Here is a 15,948-nt window from a genome sequence, read left to right on the forward strand (position 1 = left end):
CGATGAACAGACAGACGGGTAGCTGCAACTGGCTCGTCTGCCTGATATATGAGCTTAACGAGGCATGGCGGCAAAGACTTCACTGACGGCTTTAGCTCCGGGGTCAATATGCCCCTGCAGGCTGTCAGCATTCAGATAAGCCGATCGCCCGGCACCGGCTTTACTCATTTTAGCAGTAGACTCCGCGCCTTTTCGTGCGGCTGCCACGACTTCATCCCAGCCGCTATCTGCGGCCATGGCTTCAAAGGCCGGTTGCAGAGCATCAATCATGGTCCGATCTCCGGGACGAGCCCCACCATACTCTTTCATCTGTTCCAGCCCTTTAAGGAAAGCTTTTCCGGGATTTTGCTGCGGATCATAACCTTCTGCTGCCGCGGTAAACAGTAGCGATAACAATACACCGCCGGAGCCTCCCATGGGGGTAGTGATACTCTCTCCCAGCCAGCCCAACAAAGCTGCGGGATCATTGAGCGGTAACTGTTTATCCTTCAATGCCTTGAGAACGTAACGGGCACCGGTGGCCAGAGTACTGCCCGTGTCGCCGTCACCCACATGACTGTCGAGGGTATTCAGTGCCTCTTCATTATCAATCAGTGTCTGGCAGGCCGATTCAAGCATTGCAGCTATGTCGGGATTATCGGAAGGGGTGACTGCCGTATTTTCCGGTAAGGCCTGCGCCTGCTGCCAGTGCATTTCTGCGGGTGAATAAAGCGGTGACCATCCGGAGACGTCGACCGGTGATTTGAGAGCTTCTTCGAGTTCGTCATTCAGTGGCAGAACAGTCAGTGAAACGCCTTTCATGTCCAGTGCGCTGACCAGAGTTGCCGGCCCCTGTAACAAGCGAACACGTTTTCCCAAAGGTGAGGCTAGCAGATGTTGGCTGAGTAAAGCCAGTTCCAGTACCGAAAATCCGCCAAGATTATTAATCATCAGCAGTAAGTCCGATTTATCACCAATGTGTTCTAATAGTCGTTTAGTTATCTGTTCACAAATTTCACGGCTGTTCTGGGTGTCCAAAGTGGCCACGCCATGTTCACCATGAATGCCCATCCCAAGCTCACTTTTGCCGGCAGGTAGCCTGTCGTTGTTCCCGGCTCCCGGCAGATGGCAGGAAGAGAGAGCAACACCCAGAGTTGCGATTTGCTTTAGTGCTGAGCGGGTTTGGCTGGCGACCTCCTGTAAGGAAAGCCCCTGACTGGCGGCAAAACCGGCAATTTTATGGGCTAAAATAGTGCCTGACAGGCCGCGGGGCTGGGGATTGTCCGGGAGCGCGATATCATCCTCCACCAGAACGGTTTCTACCTTATAGCCCAAAGCTCTGGCTTTCTCTGCGGCCAGTCCGAAATTCAGGCGGTCCCCGGTATAGTTTTTAACAATCAACAGACATCCGGCATCGCCAGTGACATTAATAATTGCACTAAGAACGGCATCTACCCCGGGGGAAGCAAAAATATCACCACAAATGGCCCCGGTCAGCATCCCTTTCCCGACAAAACCGGCATGCATGGGTTCGTGACCAGAGCCTCCGCCGGACAGTAATGCGACCTGCTTTTTATCCCAGTCATTGCGAACAACCACCCGCAAGCCCGAATCTGTTTTCAGACGGGTTAAGTTTGCATGTGGGCTGGTTCTAATAATGCCTTCAATGACAAGGTCAATGAGGTTTTCTTTACTGTCATAGAAAAAATGACTCATCGAAATCACTCCTTAATAAGATAAACCGCGACCCTAAGTGTGAGCCAGTTTATCTCAGACATCGGCACGACAAGCGATTAGTGTGATCTTCATCACATAATAATCGATGTGGAGCTTGTGTCCTGAAACAGGAAAAACAGACATTAATCGTTAAAACGGGAAGGGCGAAAATTGGCCAGCCATTAGCTAAAGTGCCTGTTTCAGCAAAGTCAGGGGCAGTCCCTGGCTACGGCATGTTTTGCCGTCGGAGGTTATCTGGCTGCTGAGGGCCGGAGTACCGGACAGCGTGGCACAGAGATTGATGATTGGCCTGAAAGACTGCTTTTGGGTATGATCGGCCGCCTGAAAGGGAGTAACCAGATGATATCTGAAATTAATGATACCTTTATTGCGCCGCTTTGTGAGCAACAGATAGAGATTCTCTATCAGGATGACTCTTTGCTACTGATTGATAAACCTGCCGGGTTACTTAGCCTGTCAGGGAAAAACCCGCAAAATCTGGATTCGGTACATTACCGGCTGGTGAAAGAGTATCCCGGTTGTACTCTGGTGCACCGGTTGGATTTTGGCACCTCCGGGCTGATGGTGATTGCACTGAATAAGTCGGTGAATGCGTTACTCTGTCAGCAATTTAGTCAGCGTAGTGTGACTAAACATTATCAGGCACTGGTCTGCGGGCATACGGAGCAGGACTCCGGCGCAATTGAAGCGGCAATTGCCAGTAATCCGGCATTATTTCCGCGCATGGGCTTGTGTCCGGAGAAGGGAAAACCTGCCCGTTCCGGTTATCAGGTAGTAGAGAGGGAGTTTTTCATTACGCCGGATAAAAAAAGTCTGCCGGTCACCAGGCTACAGCTGTTACCCGAAACGGGAAGGACCCATCAGTTACGTATCCATTGCCAGTATCTGGGACACCCGATTTTGGGCTGTGATTTATATGGCGGAAAAGAGTGGCCGGGTACAGCCAAAATTCCACGACTGATGTTGCATGCCAGCCAACTTAATTTTGTGCATCCGGTCACCCTACAACCGATGGTTGCCCGTAGCACCGTACCTTTCTGACTAGGCCTCAGGCGGCCCGGCCAGATATGATGTCTTAGACCTTACCACATCAGGTCATCAGGGATTTTAAAATCTGCGTAGGGATCATCTTCATCCGGCTCCTGATCACTAACCGGACTGTTCAGGATGATATAATCAGCATCGCGTTGGGCAATTTTATCTGCCACGATGGCCGGGATAATCGCATATTCGCTGCGGTTATTCTCAGTAATCAGCCGTGCGATAGCCAGCCGTCCCTGAGTTAACTGGGTATGTGTTTTATTATCCACTGACAAATTTTTGATCAGATTGTTGTCGGTGAAATTAAAGCTGACCGGGCCATCGGTTCGCGGAATCCGGTTCATTTCGATCAACTGACGAATTTGCGCCTTATACTCTTTAGACTGTGCTGCCTGCTTCTGTTGCTCACTGAGTTGCCTGTCACGCGCCTGCTGTGCTTTTTTATTCTCTTCAACTGCTTCTCTGGCTTCTCTGGCTTGTACCCGCGACTTTTTTGCAGTCCGTTGTACTTTTTCCATTTTCTTGCTGCTGACCAGTCCGGCTTTCAGCATCTGTTCCTGTAAGGTGAGTTTTGTCATTCTGTTTCCTGAACCGGTTAATGGGTTTGCCGGAGTATATCGTTAATTTGGCTGAAAGTGGTGATTTTGCAGACCTGATGGCCAGAGCCTTGCGGGGAACAGTGGAGTAATGTCTGACATCACAGAAAAGTGGAAAAAAATCCCGCCGTAGCGGGAAATGGATTATAGGCAAACTGCAATATTTGTTCTAAACGACTTTTCCGGTTAAACGAGGATTAACCGGTATTGCATTGATACGACCAGGTATCGGGGCAACAGTTCCCTCTGCACGTAAGAAAATTACCGTCAGAATTTCGTTAAGTTATTGATAACGAATCACTGTAACCGTTGCGATGCTATCAACCAGACACTCTGCAAGGCCATTGTCTTTAGTGTAATTAAGGGTAAACCTGCTGTAACCATGATATCTGAAGGGGTATTATACCAGAATTACCCGTATGTTCGATAACTGACACGAATAGAAAAATGCGTGGTGACAAATTAATGTAACCTGACTATAGGATGATTCACAGGTAGCAAAAAAAAGGAAAATTTATGTTAGCAAAAATGTTTTTACACGGGCGTCATTGTTACGTCGCTGTCACTGAGATGACAGAAATCGAAAATGGCCATCTGACTGCCGGGAGTAAAGAGTTTGTGGTCAAACTGGCTAATGGTATGCAGGAAAAAGTAATTATGCGGGGCGAGAGTCTGGCTGGTATTGATAATGGTTGTATTCGTCTGGGCTAAGACTTCCCTGTATAGCAGTAAGCAGTAAGCAGTAAGCAGTAAGCAGTAAGCAGTAAATAATAAATACCGTAATTGTAATGAGCTCTGTCAGATTCGCTGGCAGGCTCTGAGCAATGTCGAACCCCTTCCTGCATTGAGTCCATCCATAGCGACAAGTCATGTAAACTCTGTCAGCGGTCAAAACTCTCCTGAATTATCTTTTATCATCACAGGATGATTGACGATACTGTACCCATTAGTTGTTGATCCGGACAAAAAAAAGCCCGCGGTCAGCGGGCAAAGATAACTGGAAGCAATGTGAGCAATGTCGTGTCGAGTAGTTGATTAAAACAGTCAACTATTCGACAGAGCTAAAGATAGTGGTAATGATTCTCAATTGCAACCCCTGAATGTGTGTGGATTACCAAATTTTTTAAAATATTTCTACAATTGTCGCGGACTGACCATTATGCGAAGGTTTGTCACCGGACTTTCAGATTCATCCGGTTAACTCTTTATCAGCAGGGGAATTAACTCCGGTATCTGAAACCCGGGAGTCATGTGGTTGGCGTGGTATCGTCAGCAGCCACACGGGCAATCAGTTGCGGGATTTGATGCTCAGAAAATACCTCGATACCATGGCGGCGTAACAGGGTTGTTGCAATCCCACTGCCGTTAATTTGGCACCCTGAAAAATCACCACGATAAATTTTCTGACTGCCACAGGTAGGACTGCCATCGGTCAGCAAAGCATAACGACATCCTGCCTGTTGCGCTACCTGCAGGGCCAGTCTGGCACCTTTAAGGTATTCCTCGGTCACATCATTTCCATGATTTTCCAGAATCACCGCATTCCCGGTCAGGACATCTTCGCCATCACCCCCGCAGATCTCTGCAGGAAGTCGCGGCGTCGGAAGTCCGGCGGCTTGTTCCGGGCAACAAATCACCAGGCGCTTACCAGTATTTTATTCTTCATTAATGTTGGTCAATAATTTGCAGAACAGAGAGCAATTATGCCGCGCTTTCTGTAAAAGTGGCAGGTCCTTTGATGGCAGACCGGAAGCAAAATTAAAAAACCCCGGGGTATCACCCACGGGGTTTTGACATAAAACAGATGCTGTATTAAGAAGTTATCTTAAGCAGCGCAGGCTGACTTACTTGCGGCCAAGCAGATAACCAAAGACTACACCGATAGCCGCGGCAATCGCAACACCGGTGTAAGGTTTGTCAGAGACCTGCGTCTTAATGGTATCCGCAGCATCACGTACCGCATAGCTGGCGTGTGATGCGTACTTACGCGCGGCTCCTTTCAAAGAATGCTCAGGTGAATCGGTAATGTCACCGTAAGCTTCCTGTGCTGCACCTGCCAGTTCTTCAGCTTTATCCTGAATTTTACCACTCATGCACAACTCTCCTTTGATTGACTGTTTTATCAGATGTTTTTAAGTATAGCAGAGGAATTTTTTCTTACTGCTGAACCGGAATTTTCTGAGCCTCCCGGACAAAGGTTCAGCACACGGCTTGATATCAGCGTACCAGTTCACCTTCGACCAGACTGGCTCTGACAATAGTCACTGCCGGGATTTGCAGGGCCTGCATATAGCCTTGTACCAGCAATAAATTACTTACATCGGTTGTGCGATAATCACCCTTAAGCTGACTGTCATCTTTTTTGACTTGTTGTTTTGCCAGACGGGTCAGTTGCTGCAGGGTATAGCTGTTCGGTTTTCCTGGTAGCTGATCACGTAGTGAATAATCATGAACACCACCAATACCCAGCACTTTCTTACCCGAAATCATCCGTTTCATTGCTGAATCCACATCATTGCTGGCATAAAAACGGACAAATTTCAGCGTACTGTCGGCATAATTCCCGACCGGATTGGGTGAGCTGTCAGCGGTTAAAGGCTGATTCTTCAGCAGGCTGACGATATAGTTTTTTAAGGTGACAGAAGCCAGTTTTCCCTGATAGATATGTGGAATTTTTTTACCCTGTTCTTCGGTCCAGGTGGTCATCTGCATCGATGCTCCGCCAATATCCCAGACCAGAATATCTTCATCCTGAATATCCGGTTGATGTAATGATGCTTTAGCGGAGGCGAAACCGAGCAGAGCTTCTTGTTTCTGGCTGATAATTTTTATTCCTGCCCCGGTCTGTTGATTAAGCCAGGCTATGGTCTGCGGTCCGTTTTTAGCACTGCGAAATACTGCTGTTGCAACACCTGAAACAGAAACCGGATGGAAACGGCGGATGTTTTTCATTTCGGTTTGCAGGGCAGACAATCCCTGATTTATCACAGCCTGTGGCAGACGGTTATCGGCAGCATGCATCAGGGCATCGTTGTAAGGTACGGCTATTTGTTGCTGATAGCGCATCTTAATAATCTGATGGCGGCAGATATCGACATCCGCGACGGCAATTTTGCTGGAACCTGATCCAATATCCAGCGCCGCGCGGGTTTGCAGACAACCAGCGTAAGCTGACAGAGTAAACAGGGGTATCAAAGTGCCGAGGCAAAACAGTGTCATGCTGCGATTTATGGACATAGGCTAATCCAGAGAGTCACGGAAATTTTAATACAAAATATGTCAGGCAGCGCAGGAGGTCACAATAGCGCAACCGGCGGATTACTCAGTGCCGGGTGCAGGGCAGGTCCAGGTAATCATCAGATTCTGCGGCGCGTTGATTAACCGGAAACGGTTATTACCCAACCGTTGGGCATAATATCCCTCAGCGGTCACAGAAGAGGGGATGTAACGCTGATTGTCCGTGGACGAAAGCAAACCACTGTCAATCCTGACAGACTGCTTGCTGATAGTGAAATGCGTCACCTGGTCAAAAATCCATGCATTGGTTTTACCCAGACTTTTTCCGTACAGGCTGGCCACTTCACCGTCACACAGCCGTCCCTGAGGGCGTGAAGCACAACCACTTATCAGAACCAGAAGCGTAGCAATCAGCAGATAACGCATAACATCACCTTAATCCATTGCGGGTAATCATTGTCATCACAAAGGCTAAGCATAACATTGTCGCCTGATGACTGGTGAGAGATTGTCGATAACGGCGTTATTTTTTTATCGTTCCGGATGACGGCGGATGGGTAATCTCGCGTTGCAACCAGTAAAAAATCACTCCACAAATGTATCGCTGGCTGGCAGAGCTAAGTGGCTGATGGGCTGTGATATTATGCCATTTTTCCAGGCAACCCCGGCAGCAGGTCGCTGTAGCGTGCTGGGCAATAAAAACCGGATGACCACGCATCGGTGTCTGCTTCCCGTCATTCACAGGTTCGGCATCTGACAACCTCAGCCGGACAAAATCAGCAGCATGTTGCATGATGACATCTGCACCTTTATCCATGCAGTATTGCCTTTCTTTAACCCCCAGATGAAAGCGACTGCGGAACGGAGAACCCGCCAGCCGGCGGAACAGTTGTTGATGAGTGCTCATCGGTTGGTATTCCTGCAAATTATGTATAACCTGTCATTAATTTTATTATGTTGTAACCTCCAATAATAGTGTCAGTGAATCATCCTGGTTAGTATGGGTTATCACCAGTTAAACTCACTAAATCTCAGGATGAGACATGAAAACACTGATTGCCATGATTGCTATCACAGCCGGTATTGCTTATTCACAGACTGCTGCAGCTTATGCGGCGCCAGATGATGGAGATGAATTTCAGATTTCCTGTCCCGGGCGTCCAACCATGACGATTGACCGTGCAGAATACGGGATCTCCACGCTTATGTGGGGAGACGATAATTTTCAGATAGCCGCGGGTCAGGATCGCATGCGGCTGCAGGATGGCCAGCCGGTATCAATTACCTTATTTCGTAATGGTGACCAGCTCATGGTGGATAAAGCCACAGGGGATACCTTTTTTGTGTATGCGGGCACGACGAAACTGGTGCCTTGTGAAAGAACGGATACCCGGCCAGATCCGTTACTGACGCTGACCCCCTGGAATAAAGACATGACATCCGGACAGTCTGCTACCGGATAAACCCGATGGTTTTATTTTTCGGGAGCAGAACCTAATACCGGATAGTGGCTAAGAACCAGCGTCCGCGCAGTGCCGAGGCTGTTAAGCCGGGCAGAGGCGCCAATGGGCAAGGTGACCGTTTCCTGCTCATGACCGAACTGCAGACCATCAATAAAGGGGACACCGCATAACTCCTGCATATACTGCCAGACCGTGTCCAGACTAAATCCGTTATCATAGTCGGACAACGTCCCGCCACTGAAGCTTCCGGTGATGACTGCCTGCTGACGTTGCAAAATTCCCGCATGCCACAATTGCAACAGCATCCTCTCTATTCTGAAAGGATGTTCATTAATATCTTCGATGAACAAAATACCATTATCGATATCTGGCATCCAACGAGTCCCGGTAAGCGATGTCAGCATGGCCAGATTCCCGCCCCACAGCACGCCTTCGGCACTGAAATCTTTTTGTATATTTCCCGACCAGTGGATGGTATAACTTTTTTGCCTGAGGAGTTTCCAAAAATGCTGCAGAGTAAATTCTGATGGCGGACTGGCGCCAAAATTGCCTGCCAGCATCGGTGAACTAAAGGTAATTAATCCGCATTGTGATAACAGTGCCAACTGAATGGCGGTGAAATCGCTGTGGCCACACAGTGCTACAGGTTGGCCGGTTAAACGTTCAGCCAGTGCCGGGTAATCTATTTTTGTCAGCAGTCGGCTGGCACCGTAGCCACCGCGCACCGCCAGGGCTATATCCGGTAATTCCGTGCAGTGTGCCAGTTGATTGATATCTGTGAGTCGCTGTTCATCAGTTCCGGCGAAACGCTGAAAGCGCCGTTGGATAACAGTGTCGTTTTCCAGCCGGTGACCGGCATCCCGTAAAAACTGTAAACCGCGCTCAGCGGCTGGTTGATTAATGCAGTATCCCGAAGGGGCGATCAGTCGAATCGTATGGCTGGCAGACATAACTATAACTCTGCAGGAGATAAGCAAAACAATAGACTCATCATGGCGAAAACAGCGGCGGAAGTCACGCCTTTCAGTGAACGGTGAATTCAGACAAATGGTAATTTTACCGGCAGGAGAGTTCTGTATCATAGGCGACGCAAAATTATCAGGATAAAGATAACGTGAAAATAAAATTTCTTGTGCTTTCTGCCTTATTTTTGGCAGGGTGCGCCAGTGAGCCGCCGAAGCAAGTTATTCAGCAAAAGTATACGCCGTTAATTCAGGCACCACCCTCCAAAGTACTGACCAATACTAATGATGATTGGTCCCTTTTCACCGAAGACGCTGCCAGTCATTATGGTGTTGATCAACGTTTAATCAGCGCCATTATTAGTGTCGAGTCCGGTGGAAATCCAAATGCTGTTAGCCGTTCTAATGCCATAGGTTTAATGCAGATTAAAGCATCTACCGCAGGTCGTGAAGTTTACCGGGTACAAGGCAAGCGTGGACAACCATCCCGCAGCCAGTTGCGCGATCCGGCAGTGAATATTGAAATTGGTACGGCTTACATCAAAATTCTGCAAGATACGATTCTTTCCGGTATCCACAATCCGGTGACATTGCGATATGCGACCATTGTTTCTTATTCTAATGGCGCCGGGGCATTGTTACGAACGTTCTCGTCGAACCGTGACAAAGCTATCGCCATGATTAATGATATGACCCCACAGCAGTTCTATCGCTTTATCGAACGTAAACATCCCGCGACCCAAGCCCCGCGTTATCTCTGGAAAGTCACCACGGCTTACCAGGAGGACAGCTAATATTTGCCTGTCGGCTGACTGAGTTCAGCCGGCAGTCTGGTTTTGCAACCCGCCACGCTTTATCACATCTCACTGATGGTTTTATGACCGGAAAATTGTTCAGCTCACTATTTTCCCCGGGCTTTTTACGTTAAAAAGCTGACAGCTTGTAAAAATGTACTACGCTAAATCACAGATAACCTAAAGGTTGTCTCGCTGGTTTTACCACCAGACGTTGATCTGTTTTACGTTATCCGGATTTACTTAACGTCATCAAATGTAAGGAGCAGTTATGGGTATTATTTCATGGATCATTTTTGGACTGATCGCCGGTATTTTGGCTAAATGGATTATGCCAGGTAAAGATGGCGGCGGCTTCATCATGACAGTGATTTTAGGGATTATTGGTGCGGTAGTCGGTGGCTGGATCAGTACGCTGTTTGGTTTCGGCAAAGTCGATGGCTTTAATTTCGGCAGTTTTGTAGTCGCCGTCATCGGTGCTCTGGTAGTGCTGTGGATTTACAAGAAAGTCAGAGACTAACCACTGACCAGAGAAGATACCTTAACGTGGCGTAAGAGCCACGGCTGAATCTGCCGGCATTATTGTCACTCGGGTATCAGGGGCCTGTGCTTTAGCACCGGCCCTTTTGTTTTACCTGTCTCATGGGCGACTCCCTGACGTTTATTATCCCACCTGGCGAGAGAATCACCGGTTATTGCTGAAAATTAACACAATAACTGATAGCCTTAGTGCGGGTCAGGGTATTTCTGTCGCTGGCAGGGCCCTGAGTTCATTGAAATCTCCCTGTCATGGTTTTGTCTTAGCCTGCGGGTAAAGGCGACCCGGACTATCACAAAAAGTCACACTGCAGAATGCCATACCAGAAATTTATCTGAGGGAGTGATGCAGTAAGCCAGTGCAGTGCCAGGGAATTAATCTCCGGACCTATCGGGCTATGGAGTTTCACCTGTTTTCCGGGTTATCCCGGTACTGATAAAAGGAGTGAGTCATGTACCCTGTTGATCTTCATATGCATACTGTTGCCAGTACCCACGCTTACAGTACGCTTCATGATTATATTCGCGAGGCGAAATCGCGCGGTATTCGTTTGTTTAGCATCACCGATCACGGTCCGGATATGGCTGATGCACCTCACTACTGGCACTTTATGAATATGCGGATTTGGCCGAGAGTAGTAGACGGAGTAGGGATACTGCGTGGAATTGAAGCCAATATTAAAAACCGCCAGGGAGAGATTGACTGCACGGGCCCGATGCTGGATGCCCTGGATCTGATTCTGGCCGGTTTTCACGAACCGGTGTTGGCACCTTCGGATAAAGTCATGCATACCGATGCGATGATAGCCACTATTTCGGCGGGTGATGTACATATTATCAGCCATCCGGGTAACCCTAAATATCCCATCGATATTGCTGAAGTGGCTAAAGCGGCCGCCGCCTGCAATGTCGCGCTTGAGATCAATAACTCCTCGTTTATCCATTCACGACCAGGCAGTGAACCTCAGTGTCGGGCGATTGCTGAAGCAGTGGGTAATGCCGGAGGCCTTGTGGCATTGGGTTCGGACTCGCACACCGCATTCACCCTTGGCCACTTTGAGCAGAGTTTGCGAATTCTGCGGCAGGTCGATTTCCCTGAAGGGCAGATTCTGAATACCTCGCCGCGCAACTTACTGGATTTCCTTGAGATGCGTGGCGGAAAACCTATCGAAGAACTGGCGGATTTAAGCTGACAGAGATTTTTATTCCCCTTAGGCTTACAGGATTCGGGTGTGAATGCCGGAGCCTGCTACAGATTGTCCGGTTGACAATCACCGGCGAGCGACTTTAAATACCGCGCCTAACCACTGCCGTCCGCGACTGCTACGCTGTTTTTCCACATAGCGCCAGAGGCGGGCAGATTTCATCTCCCACAGGAAGCTAGTCTGATGAATGAATTTTCACTGATCTGCCGTATTCTCGGCTCTTTATTTAACCGGGCTCCGACTGATCCGGTGATTCAGCCACTACTGAGTCTGATACGCGAAGGAAAACTGCAGCAACAATGGCCGCTGGAGCAGGAGGAATTGCTGGCTGTTTTACAGAAAAGTTGTGATTTACCTGCGCTGGAAGAAGACTATCGCTTACTATTTACTGGCGAACATCCGGCTGTTTCGCTGTCAGGCTCTGACTGGGAAGATGGCCCTGAAGAGCAGGAGGTCAGGACCTTCCTGCAACAGCGTGGTATGCCCCTCAGTGAAACTCCGGCGAATCAGTTTGGGGTCTTATTGCTGGCCACTTCGTGGCTTGAAGATCAGTCACAACAGGATGAGTTCCTGGCTCAGGTCACGCTATTTGAAGAATATCTGCTGCCATGGTGCGGGGCTTTTCTGGGTAAGGTGGAAGCGAATGCGCGTACGCCGTTTTATCGTAGCCTGGCAGGGTTAACCCGTGGGGCGATTCAGGCGATGTATGAAGAACTGTCTGAACAGATCAACCCTCAGCAGAACGAATCTGGCAACACAGAACAGCCGTAAATGGCAGAAACCGGCTCAGGGTGGTGAGACTCTGCCCTGAGCCAGGTCCTCTGCTTATCGTTGCGTCCAGTGATGGGTACAACGATAAACCCAGGCGGGTGGGACGTTTTTGAGCACCCGCTGGCGTTCCCAGGTAAAATACCGGGAAAGTTCGGACTGAGTAAGCGAAGTATATTGAAACTGCACGAACACACCACCGGGTGCCAGAGTTTTATGCACGGCAGAAAGGACCGCGTGACGAACTGGCGGCTCCAGTGACAATAGTGGCAGGCCTGAAAAAATCACATCATACTGACCCAGCAACCGTTCTGCTGATTTCGCATGAACACTGACCCGTGGATCATTAATCATGCGTAATGTTCTGACCAGCGGCGGGCTTATTTCAAACACATCAATTTCCGCATCAGCAGACATATGCTTAAGCAATACTTTGGTGAGTACGCCATCTCCGGCCCCCAGTTCAGCCACACGACGTACGTCCTGCCAGTTGGCAGCGGAAGCCATGGTTTCACACAATGCGATTGAAGACGGGGTAATGCTGCCCACTTTCCGTGGGTTACGAATAAACTGCTGAACAAAACCTGCCTTTGAACGAACCAGACTAATGGCAGATGCTAGCATGCAGACCTCCATGACCAAGTTAACTTCTATAACTATGTACCCGATTCGCCGATAAAGTGCCTGTATTCATCCGGAAACATAACATTATCAGAATAGTCTGCAACTTCTCATTGTGCGATACCAATACTGATCAGCGTTGCCATTATTTTTTATCGCAAAAAGACACGGCCTTCAGGCGGGTAGTTAGCTCCTCGCTTATAAACATAAGGAAAGTGTTTTTATTCCTTTTTATGCATAAGTTTTGCTTATTTCTTGGTTGGGCTCGCTGGCTACTCCCCGCATAATCCCGGGCTAACATCACCAGTCTAAGTCGTTTGTCCGGCTTGAAATGGCTGAATTTTTTTGTTCCGGAAACCAACGTTCCGGAATGAGTGTACAAAATAACTGATAACTCCGGGGTTAACTAATGAAGAAAACGTTGACGGCGTTACTAATACTAAGTGGTATATGGGAGGCAGCACAGGCTGCTGAAAATTATCCTGCAGAGGTCAGAGTTGCTTATAGCGGCGGCTCTCAGGTCATTCTGCTGGCAAAAGCAGACGGTTCACTGGATAAAGCGCTGCACAGCAAAGTGAAATGGGTTCAGTTTGCCTCAGGTGCTGATGCTCTCAATTACTTTGCCAGTCATTCCATCGATATTGCTAATTTCGGTTCCAGCCCTGCCACTGCAGGAATCGTTCAGAAACTGCCAATTGAAATTGTTGGAGTTTCCGGAGTGATTGCCAGTTATGAACGCCTGATTGGCAAACCGGATGTGAAAAGTCTGAATGACCTGATTGGCAAGCGTGTAGCTTATCCACCGAACTCAACCTCACAATATGCGCTGGAAGCGGCGATAAAGGTCAGTCATCTGGATCGCAGAAAAATAACCCTAATCCCGCTGCGTCCCGCAGAAATGGTTGCGGCCTGGAAACGCGGTGATATCGACGCCGGCTATGTCTGGGCGCCTTTTGCGCAGCAACTGGAAACTTCCGGAGGCCATCAGGTCTATCAGACTAAGGATCTTCAGAAATCGGGATATCTGATTTATAACAACTATGTGGTCAGCAAAGCCTTTGCAGAGAAATACCCTCAGGAAGTCGTCGCCTTTTTAAAGGTTCATCAACAAAAGGTTGACGAATTCAGGGCTAACCCGGACAAAGCCGCTGCGATTGTCGCTCAGGTAGTGGGTGCCCCATTGACCACAGCCCAAAATACACTGGGCGGACTGGAGTATCCTTCGCTGAAAGAACAGGGCACCGCGGCATGGCTGGGTAATGGTACTGAGACCTCGGACAGTGGAATTGGTAAGGCTCTGACTAAAACCGCGAATTTCCTGGCAACCACCGGGGATATTCGTCAGCGGGATATTCCGAGCAACTGGGACAGAGCGATTAACTCATCATTTATTCGTCAGGCAGCAGAAGCGAACAGCCAATGAAACCCGGAAGTTACCGGCTAATCAGCCTGGTCAGCGTGATTTTTTTCTTTGCGGTCTGGCAACTGGCGTCCGTCAGAGGATGGGTGGATCCGTTGCTTCTGCCATCATTGAAAGATATTGCGATTACTGCCGGAGAATTAGCCACGGAGGGATACCGGCAGGTTTCACTGTGGCAAAGCATTGCAGTCAGTCTTGCCAGAGCGTTGAGTGCTTTTGCTGCATCGGTAGTCATTGGTATTCCGCTTGGACTGATGATGGGAATTTCTCCGATGTTATCGGCTATTCTTAATCCGTTTGTTCAGTTCCTGAGGCCTTTACCCAAGATTGCGTTGATTCCGTTGGCGGTTGTCTGGCTGGGAATTGGTGAGGCCTCTAAATTCTTCCTGATTTTTATTGCCACGGTACTTAGCATTATTGTTGGCGCTGTTTCTGCGGTAGAGAAAATCAGCCCGGCACATATTCGGGTTGCCAGGACACTCGGGGCTACGTCCCGACAGATTTTTCTACGGGTGATTTTGCCTGAAACACTACCCGATTTGTTCACCACGGTACGTTTATCGATTGGAATTGGCTGGACATCATTAATTGCAGCCGAAATGGTCGCAGCGGATTCCGGCCTGGGTTGGATGGTGATTAATGCCAGTTCTTACCTTCGCACTGATATTGTCATGATAGGTATTTTGTTGCTGGGTGGTGTGGGATATGCACTTGACCTGCTGTTACAGAAACTGCAACAGGTTATGGTGCCATGGGCAGGAAAAGAGTAATGACTGAACAAATTGTAATTGACGGGGTTTCACTGCAGTACAGTACAAATGCCCATTCTCTGACAGTGTTGAAAGAGGTCAGTCTGTCGGTAAATAAAGGAGAACTGGTGGTACTGCTTGGCCCCTCTGGCTGTGGTAAGTCCACTATCTTAAATCTGTTGGCAGGCTTTATTCAGCCTGATCAGGGGAAAATCCTTTACCAGGGGCAACCGGTACGTAAACCTGGCCCTGAACGCGGTATGATTTTTCAGCAACCTAATCTGTTCCCGTGGCTGACGGTGCTGGATAATGTGACTTTCGGGCTGCGGTTAAGCTCGCACAACAATCATGAGGTTAAACAGAAAGCCGAAGAATGGATTAACAAGGTAGGACTGAACGGGTTTGCACATCATTATCCCTGGCAGCTTTCAGGCGGTATGAAACAGCGGGTTGCCCTGGCCAGGGCCTGGGTAGCACAACCAGAAGTGTTGCTACTCGACGAACCTTTCGGAGCTCTGGATGCACAGACCCGACTGATGATGCAGGAACTATTACGTAATGCCTGGCTGGACACCGAAACCACACTGCTGTTTGTCACACATGATGTCGATGAGGCAATTTTTTTGGCAGACAGGGTTCTGATCATGTCGGCCCGACCGGGAGAAATTGTCAGTGACATCCGGCTGCCTTTTGGTCGCCAGCGGGATATAGAGACTCTGGCGGAAAGTGAAGAGTACCGGCATATTCGCCAGCAGATATTGCATCAGGTTCGTACTGAAGTCAGAAAGCATCTGAATCCGTAGGAAAAACAGGCGCCGGCCAGCTCAGGCTGTACCGGC

18 protein-coding genes and 1 pseudogene are annotated in these 15,948 nt (G+C 48.9%); 10 read left to right on the plus strand and 9 right to left on the minus strand.

Annotated elements, in window-relative coordinates:
* Positions 1 to 54: 54 nt before the first annotated feature.
* Positions 55 to 1,695, minus strand: coding sequence for a dihydroxyacetone kinase subunit DhaK (locus tag HA49_RS02600; RefSeq protein WP_038020213.1), 1,641 nt, complete (start codon positions 1,693 to 1,695; stop codon positions 55 to 57).
* 363 nt (positions 1,696 to 2,058) lie between these two features.
* On the opposite strand from HA49_RS02600, the gene HA49_RS02605 reads away from it, so the two are divergent.
* Complete coding sequence (locus HA49_RS02605; RefSeq protein ID WP_038020414.1) at positions 2,059 to 2,757, plus strand: RluA family pseudouridine synthase; 699 nt, start codon at positions 2,059 to 2,061, stop codon at positions 2,755 to 2,757.
* A 41-nt stretch (positions 2,758 to 2,798) separates the two neighbouring features.
* Here HA49_RS02605 and HA49_RS02610 read toward each other — a convergent pair whose 3' ends face one another.
* Complete coding sequence (locus HA49_RS02610; RefSeq protein ID WP_038020216.1) at positions 2,799 to 3,335, minus strand: DUF2058 domain-containing protein; 537 nt, start codon at positions 3,333 to 3,335, stop codon at positions 2,799 to 2,801.
* Between the two features lie 534 nt (positions 3,336 to 3,869).
* Here HA49_RS02610 and HA49_RS02615 point away from each other — a divergent pair.
* Positions 3,870 to 4,064, plus strand: coding sequence for a hypothetical protein (locus HA49_RS02615; RefSeq protein WP_038020221.1), 195 nt, complete (start codon positions 3,870 to 3,872; stop codon positions 4,062 to 4,064).
* 536 nt (positions 4,065 to 4,600) lie between these two features.
* Here the strand turns inward: HA49_RS02615 and HA49_RS02620 are convergent.
* The 5 genes and pseudogenes from HA49_RS02620 to HA49_RS02640 form a co-directional block, all read right to left on the minus strand.
* Positions 4,601 to 4,996 (minus strand): annotated as a pseudogene (locus tag HA49_RS02620) (2-thiouracil desulfurase family protein); the annotation flags it as partial.
* Between the two features lie 201 nt (positions 4,997 to 5,197).
* The gene (locus tag HA49_RS02625) at positions 5,198 to 5,446 is read right to left on the minus strand and encodes an ElaB/YgaM/YqjD family protein (RefSeq protein ID WP_038020224.1); all 249 of its coding nucleotides are present in this window, start codon (positions 5,444 to 5,446) and stop codon (positions 5,198 to 5,200) included.
* A gap of 124 nt (positions 5,447 to 5,570) precedes the next feature.
* Entirely contained in the window at positions 5,571 to 6,590 is a 1,020-nt protein-coding gene (locus tag HA49_RS02630) for a Ppx/GppA phosphatase family protein (RefSeq protein WP_245610143.1), read from the minus strand.
* A gap of 81 nt (positions 6,591 to 6,671) precedes the next feature.
* Positions 6,672 to 7,016 carry a hypothetical protein gene (locus HA49_RS02635; protein WP_038020227.1) on the minus strand — a complete coding sequence of 115 codons (345 nt, stop codon included), beginning with the start codon at positions 7,014 to 7,016 and terminating at the stop codon, positions 6,672 to 6,674.
* Between the two features lie 97 nt (positions 7,017 to 7,113).
* Entirely contained in the window at positions 7,114 to 7,497 is a 384-nt protein-coding gene (locus HA49_RS02640; RefSeq protein WP_038020230.1) for a DUF4186 domain-containing protein, read from the minus strand.
* Positions 7,498 to 7,633: 136 nt separating this feature from the next.
* Here HA49_RS02640 and HA49_RS02645 point away from each other — a divergent pair, with 136 nt between their 5' ends.
* Positions 7,634 to 8,053, plus strand: a complete 420-nt coding sequence (locus HA49_RS02645) for a hypothetical protein (protein WP_038020234.1) — start codon at positions 7,634 to 7,636, stop codon at positions 8,051 to 8,053.
* 11 nt (positions 8,054 to 8,064) lie between these two features.
* Here HA49_RS02645 and ldcA read toward each other — a convergent pair whose 3' ends face one another.
* Positions 8,065 to 9,003, minus strand: coding sequence for a muramoyltetrapeptide carboxypeptidase (gene ldcA / locus HA49_RS02650; RefSeq protein WP_038020420.1), 939 nt, complete (start codon positions 9,001 to 9,003; stop codon positions 8,065 to 8,067).
* A gap of 164 nt (positions 9,004 to 9,167) precedes the next feature.
* Here ldcA and HA49_RS02655 point away from each other — a divergent pair, with 164 nt between their 5' ends.
* The 4 genes from HA49_RS02655 to HA49_RS02670 all read left to right on the plus strand — a co-directional run bounded on the left by HA49_RS02655 (position 9,168) and on the right by HA49_RS02670 (position 12,322).
* Positions 9,168 to 9,809 carry a transglycosylase SLT domain-containing protein gene (locus tag HA49_RS02655; protein WP_084706350.1) on the plus strand — a complete coding sequence of 214 codons (642 nt, stop codon included), beginning with the start codon at positions 9,168 to 9,170 and terminating at the stop codon, positions 9,807 to 9,809.
* 271 nt (positions 9,810 to 10,080) lie between these two features.
* Positions 10,081 to 10,329: a GlsB/YeaQ/YmgE family stress response membrane protein gene (locus HA49_RS02660; RefSeq protein WP_038020237.1), complete on the plus strand. Its 249-nt coding sequence runs from the start codon at positions 10,081 to 10,083 to the stop codon at positions 10,327 to 10,329.
* Between the two features lie 469 nt (positions 10,330 to 10,798).
* Positions 10,799 to 11,539, plus strand: a complete 741-nt coding sequence (locus tag HA49_RS02665) for a phosphatase (RefSeq protein WP_038020241.1) — start codon at positions 10,799 to 10,801, stop codon at positions 11,537 to 11,539.
* 195 nt (positions 11,540 to 11,734) lie between these two features.
* On the plus strand, positions 11,735 to 12,322 hold the full coding sequence (locus tag HA49_RS02670) for a TorD/DmsD family molecular chaperone (RefSeq protein WP_038020244.1): 588 nt from the start codon (positions 11,735 to 11,737) through the stop codon (positions 12,320 to 12,322).
* A 54-nt stretch (positions 12,323 to 12,376) separates the two neighbouring features.
* Here the strand turns inward: HA49_RS02670 and HA49_RS02675 are convergent, their stop codons facing one another.
* Positions 12,377 to 12,943, minus strand: coding sequence for a class I SAM-dependent methyltransferase (locus HA49_RS02675; RefSeq protein ID WP_038020249.1), 567 nt, complete (start codon positions 12,941 to 12,943; stop codon positions 12,377 to 12,379).
* 406 nt (positions 12,944 to 13,349) lie between these two features.
* On the opposite strand from HA49_RS02675, the gene HA49_RS02680 reads away from it, so the two are divergent.
* Genes HA49_RS02680 through HA49_RS02690 form a run of 3 tightly spaced genes read left to right on the plus strand, consistent with a single transcriptional unit; the run spans position 13,350 to position 15,912 of the window.
* Positions 13,350 to 14,363: a taurine ABC transporter substrate-binding protein gene (locus HA49_RS02680; RefSeq protein WP_038020252.1), complete on the plus strand. Its 1,014-nt coding sequence runs from the start codon at positions 13,350 to 13,352 to the stop codon at positions 14,361 to 14,363.
* The gene (locus HA49_RS02685) at positions 14,360 to 15,130 is read left to right on the plus strand and encodes an ABC transporter permease (protein ID WP_038020254.1); all 771 of its coding nucleotides are present in this window, start codon (positions 14,360 to 14,362) and stop codon (positions 15,128 to 15,130) included. The genes HA49_RS02680 and HA49_RS02685 overlap by 4 nt, the downstream gene beginning before the upstream one ends.
* Entirely contained in the window at positions 15,130 to 15,912 is a 783-nt protein-coding gene (locus tag HA49_RS02690; RefSeq protein ID WP_038020257.1) for an ABC transporter ATP-binding protein, read from the plus strand. Before HA49_RS02685 ends, HA49_RS02690 begins: the two co-directional genes overlap by 1 nt.
* The last annotated feature ends 36 nt before the right edge of the window (positions 15,913 to 15,948 follow it).

The sequence above is a fragment of the Tatumella morbirosei genome, from assembly GCF_000757425.2.
GTDB lineage: Bacteria > Pseudomonadota > Gammaproteobacteria > Enterobacterales > Enterobacteriaceae > Tatumella > Tatumella morbirosei.

Bases quoted from the DNA above. Each gene is read 5' to 3' on its own strand.
- HA49_RS02645 (WP_038020234.1), top strand. From the start codon at position 7,634: ATGAAAACACTGATTGCCATGATTGCTATCACAGCCGGTATTGCTTAT.
- HA49_RS02630 (WP_245610143.1), bottom strand. From the start codon at position 6,590: ATGTCCATAAATCGCAGCATGACACTGTTTTGCCTCGGCACTTTGATA.
- HA49_RS02670 (WP_038020244.1), top strand. From the start codon at position 11,735: ATGAATGAATTTTCACTGATCTGCCGTATTCTCGGCTCTTTATTTAAC.
- HA49_RS02690 (WP_038020257.1), top strand. From the start codon at position 15,130: ATGACTGAACAAATTGTAATTGACGGGGTTTCACTGCAGTACAGTACA.
- HA49_RS02665 (WP_038020241.1), top strand. From the start codon at position 10,799: ATGTACCCTGTTGATCTTCATATGCATACTGTTGCCAGTACCCACGCT.
- HA49_RS02635 (WP_038020227.1), bottom strand. From the start codon at position 7,016: ATGCGTTATCTGCTGATTGCTACGCTTCTGGTTCTGATAAGTGGTTGT.
- HA49_RS02660 (WP_038020237.1), top strand. From the start codon at position 10,081: ATGGGTATTATTTCATGGATCATTTTTGGACTGATCGCCGGTATTTTG.
- HA49_RS02615 (WP_038020221.1), top strand. From the start codon at position 3,870: ATGTTAGCAAAAATGTTTTTACACGGGCGTCATTGTTACGTCGCTGTC.
- HA49_RS02685 (WP_038020254.1), top strand. From the start codon at position 14,360: ATGAAACCCGGAAGTTACCGGCTAATCAGCCTGGTCAGCGTGATTTTT.
- HA49_RS02640 (WP_038020230.1), bottom strand. From the start codon at position 7,497: ATGAGCACTCATCAACAACTGTTCCGCCGGCTGGCGGGTTCTCCGTTC.
- HA49_RS02675 (WP_038020249.1), bottom strand. From the start codon at position 12,943: ATGCTAGCATCTGCCATTAGTCTGGTTCGTTCAAAGGCAGGTTTTGTT.
- HA49_RS02610 (WP_038020216.1), bottom strand. From the start codon at position 3,335: ATGACAAAACTCACCTTACAGGAACAGATGCTGAAAGCCGGACTGGTC.
- HA49_RS02600 (WP_038020213.1), bottom strand. From the start codon at position 1,695: ATGAGTCATTTTTTCTATGACAGTAAAGAAAACCTCATTGACCTTGTC.
- HA49_RS02680 (WP_038020252.1), top strand. From the start codon at position 13,350: ATGAAGAAAACGTTGACGGCGTTACTAATACTAAGTGGTATATGGGAG.
- ldcA (WP_038020420.1), bottom strand. From the start codon at position 9,003: ATGTCTGCCAGCCATACGATTCGACTGATCGCCCCTTCGGGATACTGC.
- HA49_RS02625 (WP_038020224.1), bottom strand. From the start codon at position 5,446: ATGAGTGGTAAAATTCAGGATAAAGCTGAAGAACTGGCAGGTGCAGCA.